Annotated in this window: 17 protein-coding genes; 10 read left to right on the top strand and 7 right to left on the bottom strand. The window is 41.8% G+C overall.

Annotation, left to right across the window (positions count from 1 at the left end; translation table 11 throughout):
* Window positions 1–317: 317 nt before the first annotated feature.
* The 3 genes from dut to B2Y23_RS02260 form a co-directional block, all read right to left on the bottom strand.
* Window positions 318–770, bottom strand: coding sequence for a dUTP diphosphatase (gene dut, locus B2Y23_RS02270; protein WP_291368764.1), 453 nt, complete (start codon window positions 768–770; stop codon window positions 318–320).
* Window positions 771–803: 33 nt separating this feature from the next.
* Complete coding sequence (gene rep / locus B2Y23_RS02265) at window positions 804–2,843, bottom strand: DNA helicase Rep (RefSeq protein ID WP_291368762.1); 2,040 nt, start codon at window positions 2,841–2,843, stop codon at window positions 804–806.
* Window positions 2,844–2,978: 135 nt separating this feature from the next.
* Complete coding sequence (locus B2Y23_RS02260; protein ID WP_291368760.1) at window positions 2,979–3,629, bottom strand: OmpA family protein; 651 nt, start codon at window positions 3,627–3,629, stop codon at window positions 2,979–2,981.
* Window positions 3,630–3,877: 248 nt separating this feature from the next.
* Here B2Y23_RS02260 and B2Y23_RS02255 point away from each other — a divergent pair, with 248 nt between their 5' ends.
* The 6 genes from B2Y23_RS02255 to B2Y23_RS02230 all read left to right on the top strand — a co-directional run bounded on the left by B2Y23_RS02255 (window position 3,878) and on the right by B2Y23_RS02230 (window position 8,403).
* Complete coding sequence (locus B2Y23_RS02255) at window positions 3,878–4,801, top strand: acyltransferase (RefSeq protein WP_291357477.1); 924 nt, start codon at window positions 3,878–3,880, stop codon at window positions 4,799–4,801.
* A gap of 19 nt (window positions 4,802–4,820) precedes the next feature.
* The gene (locus B2Y23_RS02250) at window positions 4,821–5,873 is read left to right on the top strand and encodes a preprotein translocase subunit SecA (protein ID WP_291368758.1); all 1,053 of its coding nucleotides are present in this window, start codon (window positions 4,821–4,823) and stop codon (window positions 5,871–5,873) included.
* A gap of 122 nt (window positions 5,874–5,995) precedes the next feature.
* Window positions 5,996–6,721: a septum site-determining protein MinC gene (gene minC, locus B2Y23_RS02245; protein WP_291368756.1), complete on the top strand. Its 726-nt coding sequence runs from the start codon at window positions 5,996–5,998 to the stop codon at window positions 6,719–6,721.
* Between the two features lie 67 nt (window positions 6,722–6,788).
* Window positions 6,789–7,601, top strand: coding sequence for a septum site-determining protein MinD (gene minD, locus B2Y23_RS02240; RefSeq protein WP_291357473.1), 813 nt, complete (start codon window positions 6,789–6,791; stop codon window positions 7,599–7,601).
* A 3-nt stretch (window positions 7,602–7,604) separates the two neighbouring features.
* Window positions 7,605–7,877, top strand: a complete 273-nt coding sequence (gene minE / locus B2Y23_RS02235; RefSeq protein ID WP_291357471.1) for a cell division topological specificity factor MinE — start codon at window positions 7,605–7,607, stop codon at window positions 7,875–7,877.
* A gap of 238 nt (window positions 7,878–8,115) precedes the next feature.
* A complete protein-coding gene (locus B2Y23_RS02230; protein WP_291357469.1) occupies window positions 8,116–8,403 on the top strand; it encodes a PA4642 family protein in 288 nt (95 codons plus the stop codon).
* A gap of 58 nt (window positions 8,404–8,461) precedes the next feature.
* Here B2Y23_RS02230 and B2Y23_RS02225 read toward each other — a convergent pair whose 3' ends face one another.
* Window positions 8,462–9,364 (bottom strand): AEC family transporter, encoded by a 903-nt coding sequence (locus B2Y23_RS02225; RefSeq protein WP_291368754.1) that lies wholly within the window; start codon window positions 9,362–9,364, stop codon window positions 8,462–8,464.
* A 104-nt stretch (window positions 9,365–9,468) separates the two neighbouring features.
* Between B2Y23_RS02225 and B2Y23_RS02220 the strand changes: the two genes are divergently transcribed.
* A complete protein-coding gene (locus B2Y23_RS02220; RefSeq protein WP_291368753.1) occupies window positions 9,469–10,356 on the top strand; it encodes a LysR family transcriptional regulator in 888 nt (295 codons plus the stop codon).
* A 37-nt stretch (window positions 10,357–10,393) separates the two neighbouring features.
* Here B2Y23_RS02220 and B2Y23_RS02215 read toward each other — a convergent pair whose 3' ends face one another.
* Window positions 10,394–13,477, bottom strand: coding sequence for a DNA translocase FtsK (locus B2Y23_RS02215; RefSeq protein WP_291368752.1), 3,084 nt, complete (start codon window positions 13,475–13,477; stop codon window positions 10,394–10,396).
* A gap of 287 nt (window positions 13,478–13,764) precedes the next feature.
* Between B2Y23_RS02215 and trxB the strand changes: the two genes are divergently transcribed.
* The 3 genes from trxB (at window position 13,765) to B2Y23_RS02200 (ending at window position 16,405) form a co-directional block, all read left to right on the top strand.
* A complete protein-coding gene (gene trxB / locus B2Y23_RS02210; RefSeq protein ID WP_291368750.1) occupies window positions 13,765–14,718 on the top strand; it encodes a thioredoxin-disulfide reductase in 954 nt (317 codons plus the stop codon).
* Between the two features lie 117 nt (window positions 14,719–14,835).
* Window positions 14,836–15,567: a leucyl/phenylalanyl-tRNA--protein transferase gene (gene aat, locus B2Y23_RS02205; protein WP_291368748.1), complete on the top strand. Its 732-nt coding sequence runs from the start codon at window positions 14,836–14,838 to the stop codon at window positions 15,565–15,567.
* Window positions 15,568–15,589: 22 nt separating this feature from the next.
* Window positions 15,590–16,405, top strand: coding sequence for an arginyltransferase (locus B2Y23_RS02200; protein WP_291368746.1), 816 nt, complete (start codon window positions 15,590–15,592; stop codon window positions 16,403–16,405).
* Window positions 16,406–16,431: 26 nt separating this feature from the next.
* Here B2Y23_RS02200 and rimI read toward each other — a convergent pair whose 3' ends face one another.
* Together rimI and B2Y23_RS02190 are read right to left on the bottom strand one after the other, a co-directional pair.
* Window positions 16,432–16,890, bottom strand: a complete 459-nt coding sequence (rimI, locus tag B2Y23_RS02195; RefSeq protein WP_291368744.1) for a ribosomal protein S18-alanine N-acetyltransferase — start codon at window positions 16,888–16,890, stop codon at window positions 16,432–16,434.
* 102 nt (window positions 16,891–16,992) lie between these two features.
* Entirely contained in the window at window positions 16,993–17,874 is an 882-nt protein-coding gene (locus tag B2Y23_RS02190; RefSeq protein ID WP_291368742.1) for a metal-dependent hydrolase, read from the bottom strand.
* Window positions 17,875–18,315 lie beyond the last annotated feature (441 nt).

Genomic DNA, 18,315 nt, shown 5'->3' with positions numbered 1-18,315 from the left:
GTGTTTTATTCTTTTAAACAAACAGCTTATTTCGTTGAAATACAAATATTTTATAAGATACAAAAGATTCAAACCCATCAATAGTTTTGATTTAACAACTATCTATATACAAAATAGTACAAAACAAAACACTTAAACTAAAAAACTTCTAAATCAATGCTTTATAGATAAACACATGAAATATCTATTAATAATTCATTTTATTATAAATGTGATTAATCTTTTAAATAAAATAATTTTTATAGTAAAAATAAAACCTGATAAACACATATAGCGACGTGTTTATCAGGTTGTTTATTTTAAAACTAAAACAATATTTAGCCTTTACCGGTATGACCAAAACCACCTGCGCCACGTTCAGTTGCTTCAAATTCATTCACAATATCAAATTGGGCCTGAATAACAGGAACCAGTACATACTGTGCTAAACGCTCACCAGGCTGTAAAGTAAATGCTGTTTGGCTACGGTTCCACACCGATACCATCAACTCACCTTGATAATCTGAATCAATCAGGCCCACCAGATTGCCTAAAACAATGCCATGTTTATGTCCTAAACCTGAGCGCGGTAAAATTAAACCGGCAAAATTGGTATCTTCAATATAAATAGCCAAACCGGTTTTCACCAATACTGTTTGACCCGGTTCAATGACAGTCTCTTCATTCACACAGGCACGCAAGTCCAGACCTGCTGAACCCGAAGTCGCATAAGTTGGCATAGGCCACTCGTTGCCTAAACGTGTATCGAGTACTTTCACTTGAACTTTCATTTGTTTTCCTAATTGCATGGTTTAAATAGTGAATTAACGCTTGATCAGCGCACGTAAATTTTCAAGATAATGCTGGGCTTGCAGTTTTGGATCAATATTGCCTGCCAATTTTTTCTTGCGGCCCAGCCATTCCAGTTCATCTTGTGGTAGTTCATCCAGGAAGCGGCTTGGTGTCATTTGTTTCATCTGCCCACCTGCTTTACGCTGCTCGGCCAAAGTAATAGTCAAACCTTGACGGGCACGGGTAATACCCACGTACATCAAACGGCGTTCTTCTTCCACGGTTTCAGCTGCAATCGAGTTTTTATGCGGCAGAATTTCTTCTTCCAGACCAATCAGATAGACATAAGGAAATTCCAGACCTTTCGATGCATGCAAAGTCAACAAATTCACTTTATCGGTATCTTCTTCTTCCTGCTGTTGCTCGAGCATATCCAGCAACACCATTTTACGAATTACACTTTCAATATTCTTGTCATCCACATCTTCGGCGCGGTTGATCAAACTTTGAATACTGCTGTACAGCACTTCAATATTATCCAGCTTGGTTTTTTCCTGCGCTGGTGTGGCTGCATTTTCTTTAATGTAATCAATATAGCCGGCTTCATGCATCATCTGGCGGATAATCGGCACAGGCTCGTCATCATCAAGCAGATTACGGGTGAAATTGCTAATAAAATCGGCAAATTCAGCCAATTGTGTCGTGGCTTTTTTAGGAATCACCATGGTCAGGCGCTGATCACCTGCCGCAGCCAATAACGACAAATGATTTTCTTGAGCAAACAAGCCCAGCTTTTCCAATGTCACCGGACCGATGGCACGTTTAGGCGTATTAATAATCCGTAAAAATGCACTGTCATCTTCAGGGTTAATAATTAAACGCAAATAACTCATGAGGTCTTTAATTTCTGCGCGAGCAAAGAAAGACTGACCACCAGAAAGCTTGTATGGAATCTGCATTTGACGCAGCTGGGTTTCTAAAATGCGTGCCTGGAAATTACCACGATATAAAATCGCGTAATCTTTCCAGTTTTTCCCATTCATCAGCTTATGGGTAATCAGGTCCTTGACCACGCGTTCGGCTTCGTCATCATCATTACGGCAGGTAATGACCCGAATTGCTTCGCCATGACCTTTATCTGACCAGAGTTTTTTATCAAAGATATGCGGATTATTGCCAATAACCGTATTCGCCGCTTTCAAAATACGGCTGGTTGAACGGTAATTTTGCTCTAATTTAATAACCTTTAAATTCGGAAAATCCTCTTTCAACAAAGCCATGTTTTCTGGTTTCGCACCACGCCAGGCATAAATAGACTGGTCATCATCACCTACCGCAGTGAATTGCCCCATTACGCCGACCAGCAGTTTCACCAGAATATACTGCGCCGTATTGGTATCCTGATATTCGTCGACTAAAAGATAACGTACACGATTTTGCCATTTATCCCGAACCTCGGCATTTTCCTGCAATAAACGCGTAGGCATCACAATCAGATCATCAAAATCTACGGCGTTATAGGCACGCAGGTTACGCTCATAAAGTTGATACAAATGCGCAAACTGTACATCTTCAGCAGTTTCACAGGTGGTGTGTGCTTGTTCCGGTGGAATCAGGTCATTTTTCCAGTCGGAAATCATTTTCATTGCCTTGGCAATGAGTTCTTTACTTTCTGCACCGGACAAATTATCACGGTGCATTAAATCCATCAGGATGCGCTTACAATCATCGGCATCCAGAATAGAAAAATTATTTTTTAACGGTGTATGTTTGAGTTCCAGCCGCAGCAAATTCAAACCAAAAGTATGGAATGTTGACACAGACAATCCTTTGGCTTCTTCACGAGACAATAATTTACCGACCCGCTCCTTCATCTCACGTGCCGCCTTATTGGTAAAAGTCATGGCCGTAATACGATAAGCCGGAATACCGCAATTCTTGACCAGATGTGCGACTTTTCGAGTAATGACCGAGGTTTTACCTGAACCTGCCCCTGCAAGTACTAACAAGGGTCCTTGAGTGTATTTCATGGCTTCAAGTTGCTTGTCATTGAGTTGACTTGCCGACGACATAGTATTTCCTCGTATTGATTGGAGCTCGATTATAGTCATCTGCGCCAGACTTGCATAACCTAAAATACAAATTTGACATTCATAAAAAAACCACCCGAAGGTGGTTTTTTTAATTCATCATTAACGCATGAAGAATTATTGAACTGCGTAAATGCTGATTTCTACACGACGGTTTTGTTCACGGCCTTCAGCAGTCGCATTTGATGCGATTGGGTTCGCTGAACCTTGACCTTGAGCGTTAATACGTGAAGTTGAAACACCTTTAGACGCTAAATAGCTTGCTACTGATTGAGCACGCGCTTGAGACAATGGAATGTTAATAGAATCATTACCAGTGCTGTCTGTATAACCTGTTACAAGAATACCGCTCTTGTTATCTTCAGTTAAAGTTTGCGCAACTTTATTCAAAGTGGTGTAGAAGTTAGGCTTGATATTTGATTTGTTGGTATCAAATGTAATGCTACCTGGCATAACCAGACCTACCGAACCATCTGGATTACGGTTTACGTCTACACCAGTACCCGCCATTTGTTGACGAAGTTTTTTCTCTTTATTGTCCAGATAAACACCCGCAGCACCACCTACAACTGCACCAATCGCAGCTGCACGGTTATTTTGTGCGCTAGTATTTGCACTACCTTTAGAAATACCATAGCCAGCAGCTGCACCCACTAATGCGCCAATTGCTGTTTTATCGTATTCTATGCCGCCTGTACTACCTGCAGTTTGACAACCTGATAGAACTAATGCCCCTGCTACAGCTGCTGAAATTACTAGTGCACGCATCGCATGCCTCCTTCTTGTGTTTTATCGTATGCTGGAATAATGGATTAAAAAAAATAGGCATACCATTGATTTTTTGTAAATAATCCATCCATTAATTACATTTTGTAATATTTCACGCGAGTGTCAAGAATAACTTCAGCACAATTTCTTCATACTTGTATGAATAGGCTTTTTTATTTTAAATTCTACAATTATATTGAATACCGAATAAAAACATTCGATGATTTTCTTTTAGGGCCATTTTTTATATGTCATCTCAAAATACCAAGCAACCGATATTAAAAAAAATATCTCGCGGACTTACTGTCGGGTCAGTGATTACTGGAAGTACTTTTTTTCATGGCCCACCTGTACTCGCATTGGGATTAACTAAACTGGTTAAAAAATCACGTAAAGTAGATGAAACCAACATTCAGATTACCAACAGTTGGCTAGGCGTTAACAATTGGCTGATTGATCATGTGCTACCACATTTAAAATGGGATATCACGATTGATGACGATCTAGATCTGAGCATGCAGGGCCGTTATCTGATGACCTGCAACCATCAAAGCTGGGTAGACACTACGGTCAATCAATACTTTGGCTTAACCCGCATGCCCCTCACCCGTTTCTTTACCAAATGGGAACTGATCTTTATTCCTTTTGTGGGACAAGCCTTTAAAATCTTAGGTTTCCCGATGATGAAACGTCATAGCAAGGAACAGATTGCGAAAAATCCTGAACTTAAAACTCGTGATATGGAAGAATCACGTAAAGCCTGTGAGCAGTTATTAAGCCAGCCTTTTACCTTATTGAACTATTTGGAAGGTACCCGCTTTACGCCTGAGAAACATGCGCAGCAGCAATCGCCCTACAAACATTTGCTGAAGCCTAAAGCCGGCGGCTTAGCCTTGGCGCTTAATATTTTAGGCGACAAAATTGATGCGCTGGTCGACATGACCATTGTTTATCCAGATGGTGCGCCGGGTTATGGCGATTTCTGGTTAGGTGAAGTCAATCGCATTGCGGTAAATTTGCGTAAAATTGATATTCCGGACTGGGTATTAGGCGGTAATTATGAAGATGATGCTGAATACCGTAAACGTTTTCAGCAATGGGTTCATGAATTATGGACTGAGAAAGATCAACTGATTGAACGTATGAAGCAAGACTTGGCTGCAAAAGCATAAATTGTATTAAAGGAAGAAGATGAAGCAAGACGACCAGATTACACCTCCAACCTTTTCTTTTGTCAAAAAAGGCACCTGGGGATGGAAAGTCGCACTTGGCTATGACATTTTTATGATGATTCTGATTATCATCAACCTGTTCTGCTTAAGTGCCAATGCCATCCTGATGAGTGATTTTGGTGGCTGGCTGTTTAACTTCGTTCATCTTCCTGAGTTATTGCAATTTTACCGCACCACATTACGCCCATGGGTTGTCATTACCGAAAGCTGGTTTACCAGTTTTCTGGTGATTGAACTGCTGGTCCGCTGGGTAATTGCAATTATCGGGCAACACCATAAGCGCTGGTTTTTTTTCCCGTTTATTCATTGGTATGAAATTTTATCGATTATTCCGCAGCTGCGTTTTTTACGTTTATTACGTGCCGGTTCCATCGCCTACAATCTGTATCAACATGGTTATAAAGTTATTCCGGACGCTTGGTATCAGCGGGCTAACTTTTATTACCATATGCTGCTAGAAGAACTGACCAGCCGTATCGTGATTACAGTTTTAGACAGCATAAAACGTGAACTCTCTACCAGTACCACCCATAAAAAGCTGATTGAGGATCTGGTTGCCCATCACCGCGACATGTTTGCCATTGCCTTGGCAGATATTTTACAGGAATCTTTAGGTAAAGAGCTGCAAGCACAAAAAATCATGATTGCGGAAAATGTTGGCGACATCGTCAATCAAGCCATTGAAGATACACCTGAACTGACCCAGTTACTGCGTTTGATTCCCATTGTGGGAGGACGCATCGAGCAACAGATCCAAAGCATCGGACAACGTTTGGGAGAAAACATCACGCTGGGACTGATTGAACCTTTTGCATATGGTCATAAAAATGAAAAAAACCTGGCATATTTAGAAATTTCGAATAAAATCAGCCAAATACAATTTGAAAATAATACCCATGTGGAAAAACTGGTGGAATCGGCTGTTTTTGAAAGTTTAGAAGCGGTTCGCCAGCAAGTGAAAATAAAACAATGGCAACAAATCCTGGAACAGCATGATCAAGTCAAAGAATGATCATGAGATTAAAAATATTGAAAACGTGGCTAGAGAAAAGCTGCAATTTGTTCTAGCATTTGCTCTATTTACAACATCACTTCGACATAAAATGAATGAGTCAGAAGTCTTAAGGAATAATTATGGCTGATATACGGATTACAGGCAGAATGGTTAATTTTACCCGATTAACTTTTGACACCAAAGATCACAATGCAATCCGCCAGCAATTGACTCAAATGCTTCAAGAAACTGCTTCTCATGGCACGCTGGTGATTATAGACAGCACGGTAGAACAGGAATTGATTGCACTGATTCAGTTATTGATCAGCCTGGACTTACAGCCAATGGGTGTGATTGACGGCATTCTTTCCGATGAAGCCCGCGCCATTCAGTTTCCTATTCTGCCTGCAGACAACAGACCTCTACAACGGATTAAAGCCACAAAAGAACAAGTGGTTGAAGCCGAAATTGAACCTGCTCAAACCCAAGATGCTGCAGAAGTGGCAGCCAAACCCGCTCGTGTCATCAGCCATGTGACATCTTATCATGATGAAATTTTGCGTACGGGTCAGTGTCTGGTCCAGGATCATGGCGATATTATTCTCAATGCGGGTATTAACAGCGGCTCTGAAGTCATTGCTTCAGGAAATATACATATTTATGGTAGCGCACGTGGTAGAGTCATCGCCGGCGCAGGCGGGAACAGCGCAGGACGTATTTTCTGCCATTCCCTGGAAGCAGAACTGGTATCAATTGCAGGTACATATTGCGTGGCAGATGACATTCCGCAGCATGTCCTGAAAAAATCTGTCCATATTTACTTGAATGATCATCAAGAACTTGTATTTGAAGTTCTCGAATTTTAATGTATAAATAAACACCAAAAGCCCCAGATTTAAAAAAGGGGTTTGAACCATAACAGGAGTGGATTCGGTGGCGAAAATTGTTGTCGTAACATCAGGCAAAGGTGGTGTAGGTAAAACTACAACAAGTGCATCTTTTGCAACAGGTTTAGCCCTTCGTGGTCACAAAACTGTTGTCATCGATTTTGACGTAGGTTTACGTAACCTAGATTTAATTATGGGTTGTGAACGTCGCGTTGTTTATGATTTTGTGAATGTTTTAAATAACGAAGCACGCCTTCAACAAGCGTTAATTCGTGACAAAGATATTGAAAATTTATACATTTTGCCTGCTTCACAAACCCGTGATAAGGATGCCTTGACCGATGAAGGTGTTGCACGTGTTATGGATGAACTTTCTCAAGAATTTGACTACATTATTTGTGATTCGCCTGCCGGTATCGAGCGCGGCGCAATCATGGCAATGTACCATGCAGATGAAGCAATCATTGTCACCAACCCTGAAATTTCATCTGTACGTGACTCTGACCGCATTATTGGTATGCTGGACAGCAAAACCAAAAAAGTAGAACAGAACGAAGGCCGTATCCGTAAACATCTTTGTATTACACGCTTCAACCCTGAACGTGCCGATAAACAAGAAATGTTAACGATTGACGATATTTCTAAAGATATCTTACGTGTACCTACACTGGGCGTTATTCCTGAATGTAAGAGCGTACTTCAAGCATCAAACGAAGGTAAACCTGTAATTCTGTTTACTGAAGATGCAGCTGGTCAGGCTTATGATGACCTGGTAGCACGCTTCCTGGGTGAAGAACGCGCTTACCGTCACATCGAAGTCAAACCTAAAGGTTGGTTAGCAAGACTATTTGGAGCGTAAGACATGGCAGGATTCTGGAGTAAATTATTCAGCAACGATGATAAACCTTCGAGCGCACAAACTGCTAAAGATCGCTTAAAAGTTATTGTTGCTTCTGAACAGGGTTTAGGCAAACGCTTAAGTCAGGAAAAGATTGACCTCATGAAGAAAGAAATCATGCAGGTGGTCAATCGCTATGTTCGTGGTGTGGATGAACAGCATATTCAAATGTCGGTGCGTTCTGAAGCCAACATTGAAATGTTAGAAATGAATATCAATTTGCCTGAAGAGCGATAATCTGAATTCTGATTAGTCAAGCAAATTGAATCAAGGCAAAATATGAGCCTGAACAAAGCACTGCTTTGTTCAGGCGCAAGACGAGAAGCTGTGCTTCGAAGTGCCTGAACGATTTAGGTACTACTTTGCCCAGCTGCAAGACGAGAAGCTGTGCTTCAAGTTGGCAGGGTCAAGCAAAACCGATTTCTCTAATGCTCCATATTTTTGCCTTTTTAATCCGTATACCAAGGAGTTTGCGATGGCATTATCTCAGCCAGCAACGTTCAATGAAGAATGGTCAGATGAGCGTGTATTTGCCTATTTAACCCAGCTTCCTCCTGCAGGCGTGAATGCCGATTTTCACGTGCTTTATCATGCGTTCAAGCACATGCGTCCAAATGATTATGAACGTTTATTGACTCAATTCATTGCTGATGGCCGTGATATCAATGCCACCAATCCTGAAGGTCAACGCATTCATGACGTGATTGCTCAATATCCACGTCAAAGCGAAGGCTTCCTGGAAGTTCTTGCCAAGTTTGCATAATTTCCACATTTCGATAAAAGGCCTGCTTGTTGCAGGCTTTTTATTTTTTGGATCTAAACTAGAACAACAGCCACATTAGCATAGGAAAGCTTAAGGCAAAGCATAACGTTTGCAGGCTGATCACCCCTGCCATGAGTTCACTGTCTCCCTGACAAAACTTGGTCAAAATATAAGATGCAGTTGCTGTTGGTAAGGCAAAAAATACCACCAATACTGCCGTTTCTAGCTGATTTAAGCGCATTAGACTGCAAATGGCGTAGGCAAAAAGAGGAATCAGCAGCAGACGTCCTACGGTATTGATCGCCAAACGAGATAAAGAGCGGCCTAAAGCGGAAAACTGCAAGCCGGCACCCACGCAAATCAAGCCCAAAGGCAAACTCATTGCAGCCAATAATTTCAATGCATTTTCGATCCCAACAAAAAGTTTTAATCCACTTAAATTAAACAGCATGCCTACCACACAACCTAAAATTAATGGATTTTTAAATACTGAGAGCAGCGTATTCTTAAAAGACACGCCTTGTCCCTGTGAGAAAGACAATACAGAGATAATATTTACTAAGGGAATGGAGACCACCATGATCATGGCAAATAACTGTACGCCTTTGGGACCAAATAAAGGTGCCATTAATGACAAGCCAATATAGGTATTAAAACGAATATGGCTTTGCATATAAACGCCGAAGCGTGCCGCAGGAATGTAACGCCATAATTTAAATGACCATAGCAACAGACTGACAATAATAATGATGATAAATAAGGCCGCCAAGACCCACTTGACCGCATCCAAATCCAACTCGACATAGGCCAGATTGGTAAATAAAAGTGTAGGGAATAAAATAAAGTAGTTAAATTTCTCTGCACCTACCCAAAAATCTGTTGCTAGATATTGATAATGTTTAAGTAAATACCCCATGGCAATCATGATAATGAGAGGAAATAAGGCGATCAGTATATTCATAACTATCTATTTTCAGCAGCTGGACTGCACTTTAACTTTCATCAGGCTGATAATATAATCCTCATTCAGTCTCATCATAAAATGAGTTTTTACTCATACACCTCATGACCTTTAGCCAGCTTGAAATTTTTATTCTGGTCGCAGAAAACCAGAGCTTTACCCTAACCGCAAAACAGCTCGGCATTACCCAGTCAGCAGTGTCACACGCGCTAAAAAGTCTGGAACAGCATTGGAAGGTGTGCTTATTTTCACGTGATCAGCACAAAATTGAACTGACCACAATTGGCGCACAGTTGCTGCTGCATGCACAAAATATTTTAAATACTGCACAAAATATGCAGCAGGAAGCGGCGGCAGCACATGGGGTGCATCAAGGTACGTTAAGGATTGGTTCTTTTGGTGCTTCCGCATCCATCCATCTATTACCGGAAATATTGACTGCCTACCGGCAACGCTACCCGAATATTGAAATTTATGTAGATGAAGGCACCGATGAGCAAGTTTCACAGTGGATTTTGGCCAAACAGATCGATGTCGGTTTTGCGGTCTTACCACGACCAGAGCTGGATACCTTCCCGGTTATACAGGATATTTTTGTTGCCCTTATCCCCAAGAGTTATCCGATTGCCAGCAAAACCGAAGTAAGCATTGCAGAATTGGTGAATTATCCCTTTATTTTAACCAAGGCCGGTAGCCAAACGCATGTGGAATTGCTATTTAAACTGCATCAAATTCAACCCACCATTAAATACCAATTGTCACAACTACTGACCATTTTAAATATGGTGAATATCAACGAAGGCGTATCTATAGTCGCGGATATGGCCATTACTCCCGAACTGCTGGCGTTACACCCCAATGTCGTCAAAAGGCCACTCACGCCCAATACCCAGCGCCATATTGGGCTGGCTGTAGCGAACAAGAAATTTATGAGCCCTGCCACAAAAGCCTTGATTGAACTTGCACAAGACATGTTTTATTTCCACAAATAAAAAAGCCTGCATTGAGCAGGCTTTTTCAAATCGGGTATTAAACCAGAATATCTCGCTTGCCATTGGCACCCATGCTGCTGACAATGCCATTTTCTTCCATCTGATCAATGATCCGTGCAGCACGGTTATAACCTAAACTGAATTTACGCTGTAACGATGAAGTCGATGCCTTGCGGGTTTCCAGCACAAAAGATACGCATTGATCATAGAGTGCATCACGATCCGAACCACCATCACCATCTTCAAAGCCACGCGAAGTCGGCTCTTCATCATACGGGGTCAGAATTTCGTCCACATAGTTCGGTTCACCACGCTCACGCCAGGCATCACAAATATTGTTTACTTCATCATCGGAAATAAATGCACCGTGCACACGTTCCGGTTCAATCTTGCCAGGGCCAAGGAACAACATATCACCATGACCTAACAGATCTTCTGCCCCGCCGGCATCCAGAATGGTCCGCGAGTCAATTTTACTGTTCACTCGCAAAGCCACACGGGTCGGAATATTGGCTTTAATCAAACCGGTGATCACATCGACTGATGGACGCTGAGTTGCAAGCAGCAAGTGAATACCGGCAGCACGTGATTTTTGTGCTAAACGGGTAATCATTTCTTCGGCTTTTTTACCCACTTGCATAATCATGTCGGCAAATTCGTCGGCAACAATTACGATAGACGGTAATGGGGTTAAACGTGGTGCACGCTCTCCTACCACCGAGTCACTTGCTTTCCAGGTTGGATCAATTAAGTCTTCACCATTGGCAATCGCTTCTTCGACCTTGCGATTATAGTCACTCAATTTACGGATTTTCAGATAAGACATCAGCTTATAGCGACGTTCCATTTCATTGACACACCAGTTTAGGGCATTCACGGCATCTTTCATGTCCGTTACGACTGGCGTAAGCAAATGTGGAATATCGTTATAGTTGGCCAATTCCAGCTGTTTCGGGTCAATTAAAATTAAGCGTAACTGATCTGGCGTATATTTCAGCAGCATCGATAAAATCATCGAGTTCACTGCGACCGATTTACCTGAACCGGTGGTTCCTGCCACCAGCATATGCGGGGCTTTACCCAAGTCAGCAATCACCGGATTACCCGAAATATCTTTACCCATGGCCATCGAAAGAATGCTATTTGGGTCGGTAAAGGCAGGAATAGTCAATAACTCGATCAGACGCACCATCTCACGAGTACTATTCGGTACTTCAATGCCGATATAAGGCTTGCCCGGAATCACTTCAACCACACGTACCGATGCCATCGACATCGAACGCGCCAAGTCGCGTGAAATATTGGTTACTTTAGAAGCCTTAACACCCGGCGCCAAATCCAGCTCAAAACGCGTCACCACTGGTCCCGGCTGAGCTTCAACCACTTGTGCCTTGACATTAAACTCTTGCAGCTTAATTTCAAGTAACTCGGATAATCGCGCCAGCTGTTCAGCAGTAAAATTAACTTTCTTATTTGGATCAACTTTATCCAGCAGTTCCAGACCCGGCAAAGTAGGTAAGTCACGACGTTTTTGTGCCACTTGCATGGCACGTGACATCGGACGACCCATGGCATCGGTTAAAGGTGCATCAAAGTCAAAATCATCTTCTGTAAGCTCGGCTTCAACTACCGGTTTGCCCGCCGTTTCCTGCCAGACTTCACGAAACACATCTTTATTTGAAGCAATCAATGCCTTTTCATCTTCAGAAATTTTTGGCTTTTGCTGAATCTGGGTATTAATTTCTGCGCGTACAAATGCTGAGGACTGGGCATAATTACTTGTGGTACGTGCCACAGGAGTCGCTGGCTCAAGATGATCTAGCGGTAAATCATCTACCAGCAAATCATCCAGCTCATCAAACTCGTCATCCAATGCCGTATTTTTAGGCGTACTATGATTCAATACGGGCGATGCAGCCATGCTCGCAGATGCAGGCACAATTTTTTCTTCAGGGATAGCTGCTGCTGATGGTGCAGATGATTCTGAATTCACCGGATTAAATGGAGTATGCACATCTGTTGCAGTTTTCCCGCTCGGCACAGCGGCAAGCAGCTCATCAAAGATTTCATCATCATCCCAGTCCAGATTTTGTTTCGAGGTCTGGGAAATTGTTGCTGTAGGTTGTTCATCAACAAATGCTTGAAAATGCTCGTGCGGTGTATGCAGTTCAGATTCTTCAGCCGCTTTGAGCAACGCATCAATATCTTGATTATGATTTTGGTTCTCATCTGAATGTAATGCACGCCAGACTTCACCGGTTGCTACGACACGCTGGGTATTCTGTTCCAGACGATGAGCTTTTTCTAAAACCTGTTCAAATTCTGCCTCGTCTTGATCATCGATCAGCTGTTGCTGCGCAAACTGTTCTTTTTCCACCATATCATTGAACAGGCGCTCTGCTGCCAGGTCACGAACTATAGGCGACAGTTCAACTTCCTTATGTTCCGCTACTGGCGTTACTTTTTCTGGGGCCGGTTTTAATTTGCTATTTACAAATGATTTTTTGACTTCAGGATTGGTTCGATCAAATGCAGACTCGGCTTCTGGCACATTTTTATAAAATAAGTCTTGTAAATAGGCAGGTGTCGCTCTGAGGGTATCCCAGGTTTTATTCCACTTCACACCAAACGCAAAAGTGAATAACACAAACCAGAACAACAGCAGGAAAATGGTCGCACCATAAATGGTTAAAATCTGTGAAAGACTTTGCCCCAGCTCATAGCCAATGATACCGCCCGACGAATTGTCCAGGGTATCGGCCGGCACCTGCCAGTACAGATACAACAAACTTGCTGTCGCGAGTAAAATAAAAAACTGTGCAGCATAGCGAAAAGGTTTATTCAAGAAGCTATACGGCCACCAGACCTGAATCGCCTCAACGAATAAAAAGACAGGAATGAGTAAACTCGCCCAGCCTAAAAAACCGAACAGTAAATCTGCAATCCACGCACCGGCCACCCCGCTGGCATTCGAAACCTGCTGGGTATCACTGGAAATATGCATCCAGCCCGGATCAAAAGGCGTATAGGTCACTGTTGCAAGGAATAAATAAATTCCAAAAGAGACTAAAAATAATGTCTTTATTAAGCGCTGTGCATAAACACTCGACACCGCAGTCATATACTGTCCTGTTACCAATTTTTCATTCATGTTTTTTGTAAGAAACTAAGACAAAATAGTTTCACAATAAACTCGGTATTATGCACCTGTTCCAAGAAAAAAGATGCAATATTATGTAGTGGCTGCTGCTAGCAAATCCGCCAGATTGAGTATCTAGCACAGCGCTGTTGTTGTATATAGCTCAAATCGATTTGAATGATCAATAATATCGACATCGAACGCACACAACTGTTATAGAGTTTCACGTATAATTCCACAAATTTCTAAATAAAAAAAGGATGCTGCGAATGAGCGCTCGTCACTCACGCTTGATTATTCTAGGTTCAGGCCCTGCTGGTTATAGCGCAGCTGTATATGCTGCACGTGCCAACTTGAAGCCAACACTGATTGCCGGCTTACAACTCGGTGGTCAATTGACCACAACTACTGAAGTTGATAACTGGCCTGGTGATCCGGAAGGTCTAACCGGCCCTGCCCTGATGGAACGTATGCAAGCGCATGCTGAACGTTTTGGCACCGAAATTGTCTATGACTATATCAACGAAGTTGATTTAAGCGTTCGTCCATTCGTTTTAAAAGGCGATATGGAAGAGTTCACCTGTGATGCCTTAATCATTGCAACCGGTGCAACAGCTCAGTACTTAGGTCTTGAATCCGAAGCTGCATTTATGGGCCAAGGCGTCAGCGCATGTGCAACCTGTGATGGTTTCTTCTATAAAAACCAGAAAGTTATGGTGGTCGGTGGTGGTAACACTGCGGTAGAAGAAGCACTTTACTTATCCAATATTGCTTCACATGTGACTCTGGTTCACCGCCGCGATTCTTTACGTTCCGAGAAAATTCTGCAAGATCATCTTTTTGCTAAAGAAAAAGAAGGCAAAATCAGTATTATCTGGAACCATCAGGTTGAAGAAGTGTTGGGTGACAATACCGGTGTAACCGCCGTTCGTCTTAAATCCACCCAAGATGGCTCAAAACAAGATGTTGATGTAACAGGCCTATTTGTTGCAATCGGTCATAAACCGAATAGCAGCATGTTTGAAGGTCAATTGAATCTGCGTGACGGTTATATTCAGGTACACAGCGGTACTGCAGGTAATGCCACTGCTGCTTCTGTTGCAGGTGTATTTGCAGCCGGTGATATTGCTGACAGCGTTTACCGTCAAGCGATTACTTCAGCAGGTTCAGGCTGTATGGCAGCCCTCGATGCTGAAAAATATCTTGATGCTTTAGGTGAATGATTGGAATAAATCCATTCACTAAACAAAAAAAACCGTCCTCTTGGGGCGGTTTTTTTTTGTATGATAAAAATCATAAACTATTATCGTTAGTTGTTTCTCTCGTTCAGGCTAAATCCCATGCATCCATTGGCACCTTCAGAATTCATTTTCCCCGATCCCATCGAAGCTGATCCTGATGGCCAGGGGTTGATTTGCATAGGTGCTGACCTCTCCCCTGCGACCTTATTTGAAGCCTATACCTATGGTTTATTTCCATGGTTTAGTGAGGGTGAACCGATCTGCTGGTGGAGCCCTGAACCACGCTGCATTATCCGCCCGCAAGATTATCATCCCAGTAAATCCTTAATTCGCAATATGAAAAAGTTTGATTATCAAATCACGGTTAATCAGGCTTTTGAACGCGTCATCCGTTCTTGTTCTTTACCGCGCAGCTATGCGGACGACACCTGGATTTCAGAAGACATTATTGAGGGATACTGCGAGCTATTTGAAGCCGGCTATGGCTATAGTATTGAGGTATGGGATGAAAATAGAGTGGTTGGCGGTTTATATGGGGTCACTATTGGACATGGCTGTTTTGGTGAATCCATGTTTAGTACGCAAACCGATGTCTCAAAAATGGCGTTTTATACCTTAATGCTGATTGGTCGGGAAAATAATCTGCCCTGGATTGACTGTCAATTGGTCAATGATCATCTTTTAAGCTTGGGTGCCTGTACACTTTCTCGCCAGGCATACCTTAATTCGTTACAAGATGTTGTAAAACAGCCCGCAATCGATTGGAAAAAATATCAAGAGGGTGTATTTTCAAGTAAAACAATAGCGCAAAACGCAAAATTAATTGAATGAAAAATACAAGAGGGATCTTGCCATGAACTCGTATCACCCAAAGTCCCTGCTCAATGATTTACAGTATTACATTACGCCACCGCATAGCTGTAGTTATCTGGAACATAAATCAGCACGAATGGTGTTTTTAGATCCTGCCCATCGCATTGATGTGGTCAGCCTGTCTGAACTTTCACGTCTGGGGTTTCGTCGCAGTGGCGATTTTGTCTATCGTCCTGAATGCCACCTTTGTCGTCAATGTTTATCTTGCCGTGTCCCTGTGTCCGAATTTCAAATGAATCATGCACAAAAAAAAGCATGGAAACGCAATCAGGATCTGACCGTTAAAATTACCCGCACCGCTGATGCAACCAATATTCACTATCAACTCTATGAGCGCTATATCTTTGAACGTCATGCCGACGGTGATATGTTCCCGCCGAGTCTGGACCAATTCGAAAAATTTTTAGTGCATAGCTGTACAGACAGTTTCTTTCTCGAATTCTGGAAAGATGACCAACTGCTGGCTGTTTCCAGCTGCGATCCGCTAGATGATGGGGTTTCTGCGGTCTATACTTTCTTTGATCCTGATGAAAGCCGTCGCTCACTGGGTGTTTTTGCCATTCTTAAGCAAATTGAACATACCAAAGCTTTGGGTTTACCGTATGTCTATCTTGGTTATTGGGTGCCGCACTCGGATAAAATGAACTACAAATCCCAATATGTGCCTTTGGAGCTGTTAATTGATGGACAATGGCGACGCTTAAACAGCTTGTTGAGCCCGGAAGAAATTCACCAATTGGGCAATTCCCTGATGACGACATTACCCTCTGGCTGGAACAATCCAATCATCAAATAATGTCTGTAGTTCATTAAAACCCAAGCTTATTTAAACAGGCTCGCAAAATCATCGGTGCATGCTTTGACCATAATAATGGCATGCTCTTTTGATCCATCTGGATTTGGATAATAATTTTTACGTAAATCAATTTGATGAAAATCTGATTTTTCATACAGCTTGATGGCTGGAATATTGGATTCGCGAACCTCAAGAAAAATCTGTACTGGATTGTTTTTCAGCATCGCTACCGATGCATCTAAAAGCTCAAAACCTAGTCCTTTACCCTGCTGGCTTGGATCAATTGCCATTAACAGTAAATTCGCTTCATCCAGCACAGGTTGTAAAATACAAAATCCAACCACCTGACCATCTTGCTCAATCACTGTACTCTGATAACTACTGACAGCTTCTTCAAACTGTTTAATTGTCCAGGGATGGCTTTGTACCAATCTTTCAATTTTAGCTACCGTGGATACATCTGCAGCTTGCATCAAACGAATCATCTTCGTTCATCTTATATAGAATTAACCCTCGCATTATAAAAACTTTGCGACAAAAATCGAGTAAAAAAAAGAGCGATAACAATCGCTCTATAATCTTTGGGCTTAAAGACCTAATTTGGCTTTCCACTTTTCAAGCAAGCGGTGCGTATCCAAGTCATTCGGATGGAATCCGGGTTTAAAGTACATCAGCATTTCTTTACCCATACCTGTAATCACACCTTTAGATGGACTATAGGCATAGGTATAAATGGACTTTAATGATTCAAAGTTAAGTTGCTGATCCTGTTTTAACAAACGGGCAAGGAAATAGCTTTGCACTACAAACAAGGTCGCCATCGCGATCACCAGTGAAGATGTACGCAGTGCATATGATTTTAAGCCTTTTCCAAAGACGCCTTCAAAAACATCGTATGCCACAGCTTTATGTTCATTTTCCTCAATGGCATGCCACATCCACATATTTTTCATGGTTTCATTGGTCATGAGTTCTTGGATGTAGGAATTGGTTAAAAGCTGTGAGGCAATGGTTGCAGTGAAATGCTCAAGGGCTGTAGTGGCCGTTAAATCGACCATTTCTTGGGTGATCCCTATAGGCTTAGCCAATTTGGCCATAAATTTACGTGTGGTCTGAATCACTTGATCAGTATAACGATCTAAAGTATCGACATCATGCCCATACTTTTGCGCGAATGCATTAAAGCCGACATGCTCATGGGTATGCATGGCTTCTTGCCCAATAAAGGCAGAAATTTCCTTTTGTAATGCTTCATTGTGCTTAATGGCAGGGTGCTGACGCACTGCACGTACACTGTCAATAAAAAACTTTTCGCCCGCAGGAAATAATGCAGAAAGTGCAGTCATAAAATGAGTCAAGCCTGCTGAACCATTCATCCAATATTCAGGAACATTGTCGAAATCAAAATTCATCCGGCGAACTGGAAAACTTGCACCAGCACGATTACTAATATTGACCTTTGCATTCATGATGCTCTACTCCTATTCAGCAAAGGAATTGCTAAATTCACTTTTGTTTTACTTGATTCTTATATTACGTTTTTAAAAATTGGCGATAAGTGCAGATAAGGTCAGGGAAATATCAGTTAAGGACATGAGGAGAAATAAAACACTGTTTTATTTCGACGCAAGAGAAATAAATAACAATAGGGCTTTTCAAAGCAAGAAAATAGAACAACAAGTGAAATTATTTTTTTGACGCAAAGGAATAAAGCATGACCTTATTTCGACGCAAGAAAAATAAATAATAACAAGGCTTTTCAAAGCAAGCGAACAGAACAATATCTGAAATTATTTTTTTAACGGAAGAAAATAAAATACTACTTTTTGTTAATTGAGAGATATGAATGTTATTTAAAATTATATTTTAAATATAAAAAAATGCGGATTCATAAAATAAAAAACCATAAA

The sequence above is a fragment of the Acinetobacter sp. UBA5934 genome, assembly GCF_002430855.1.
Taxonomy (GTDB): domain Bacteria; phylum Pseudomonadota; class Gammaproteobacteria; order Pseudomonadales; family Moraxellaceae; genus Acinetobacter.
This window is presented reverse-complemented; position numbering and strand designations above follow the sequence as displayed.

Bases quoted from the DNA above. Each gene is read 5' to 3' on its own strand.
- rep (WP_291368762.1), bottom strand. From the start codon at position 2,843: ATGTCGTCGGCAAGTCAACTCAATGACAAGCAACTTGAAGCCATGAAA.
- B2Y23_RS02260 (WP_291368760.1), bottom strand. From the start codon at position 3,629: ATGCGTGCACTAGTAATTTCAGCAGCTGTAGCAGGGGCATTAGTTCTA.
- minE (WP_291357471.1), top strand. From the start codon at position 7,605: ATGGCAGGATTCTGGAGTAAATTATTCAGCAACGATGATAAACCTTCG.
- B2Y23_RS02215 (WP_291368752.1), bottom strand. From the start codon at position 13,477: ATGACTGCGGTGTCGAGTGTTTATGCACAGCGCTTAATAAAGACATTA.
- dut (WP_291368764.1), bottom strand. From the start codon at position 770: ATGAAAGTTCAAGTGAAAGTACTCGATACACGTTTAGGCAACGAGTGG.
- trxB (WP_291368750.1), top strand. From the start codon at position 13,765: ATGAGCGCTCGTCACTCACGCTTGATTATTCTAGGTTCAGGCCCTGCT.
- B2Y23_RS02220 (WP_291368753.1), top strand. From the start codon at position 9,469: ATGACCTTTAGCCAGCTTGAAATTTTTATTCTGGTCGCAGAAAACCAG.
- B2Y23_RS02190 (WP_291368742.1), bottom strand. From the start codon at position 17,874: ATGAATGCAAAGGTCAATATTAGTAATCGTGCTGGTGCAAGTTTTCCA.
- B2Y23_RS02250 (WP_291368758.1), top strand. From the start codon at position 4,821: ATGAAGCAAGACGACCAGATTACACCTCCAACCTTTTCTTTTGTCAAA.
- B2Y23_RS02255 (WP_291357477.1), top strand. From the start codon at position 3,878: ATGTCATCTCAAAATACCAAGCAACCGATATTAAAAAAAATATCTCGC.
- B2Y23_RS02225 (WP_291368754.1), bottom strand. From the start codon at position 9,364: ATGAATATACTGATCGCCTTATTTCCTCTCATTATCATGATTGCCATG.
- minC (WP_291368756.1), top strand. From the start codon at position 5,996: ATGGCTGATATACGGATTACAGGCAGAATGGTTAATTTTACCCGATTA.
- B2Y23_RS02200 (WP_291368746.1), top strand. From the start codon at position 15,590: ATGAACTCGTATCACCCAAAGTCCCTGCTCAATGATTTACAGTATTAC.
- rimI (WP_291368744.1), bottom strand. From the start codon at position 16,890: ATGATTCGTTTGATGCAAGCTGCAGATGTATCCACGGTAGCTAAAATT.
- aat (WP_291368748.1), top strand. From the start codon at position 14,836: ATGCATCCATTGGCACCTTCAGAATTCATTTTCCCCGATCCCATCGAA.
- B2Y23_RS02230 (WP_291357469.1), top strand. From the start codon at position 8,116: ATGGCATTATCTCAGCCAGCAACGTTCAATGAAGAATGGTCAGATGAG.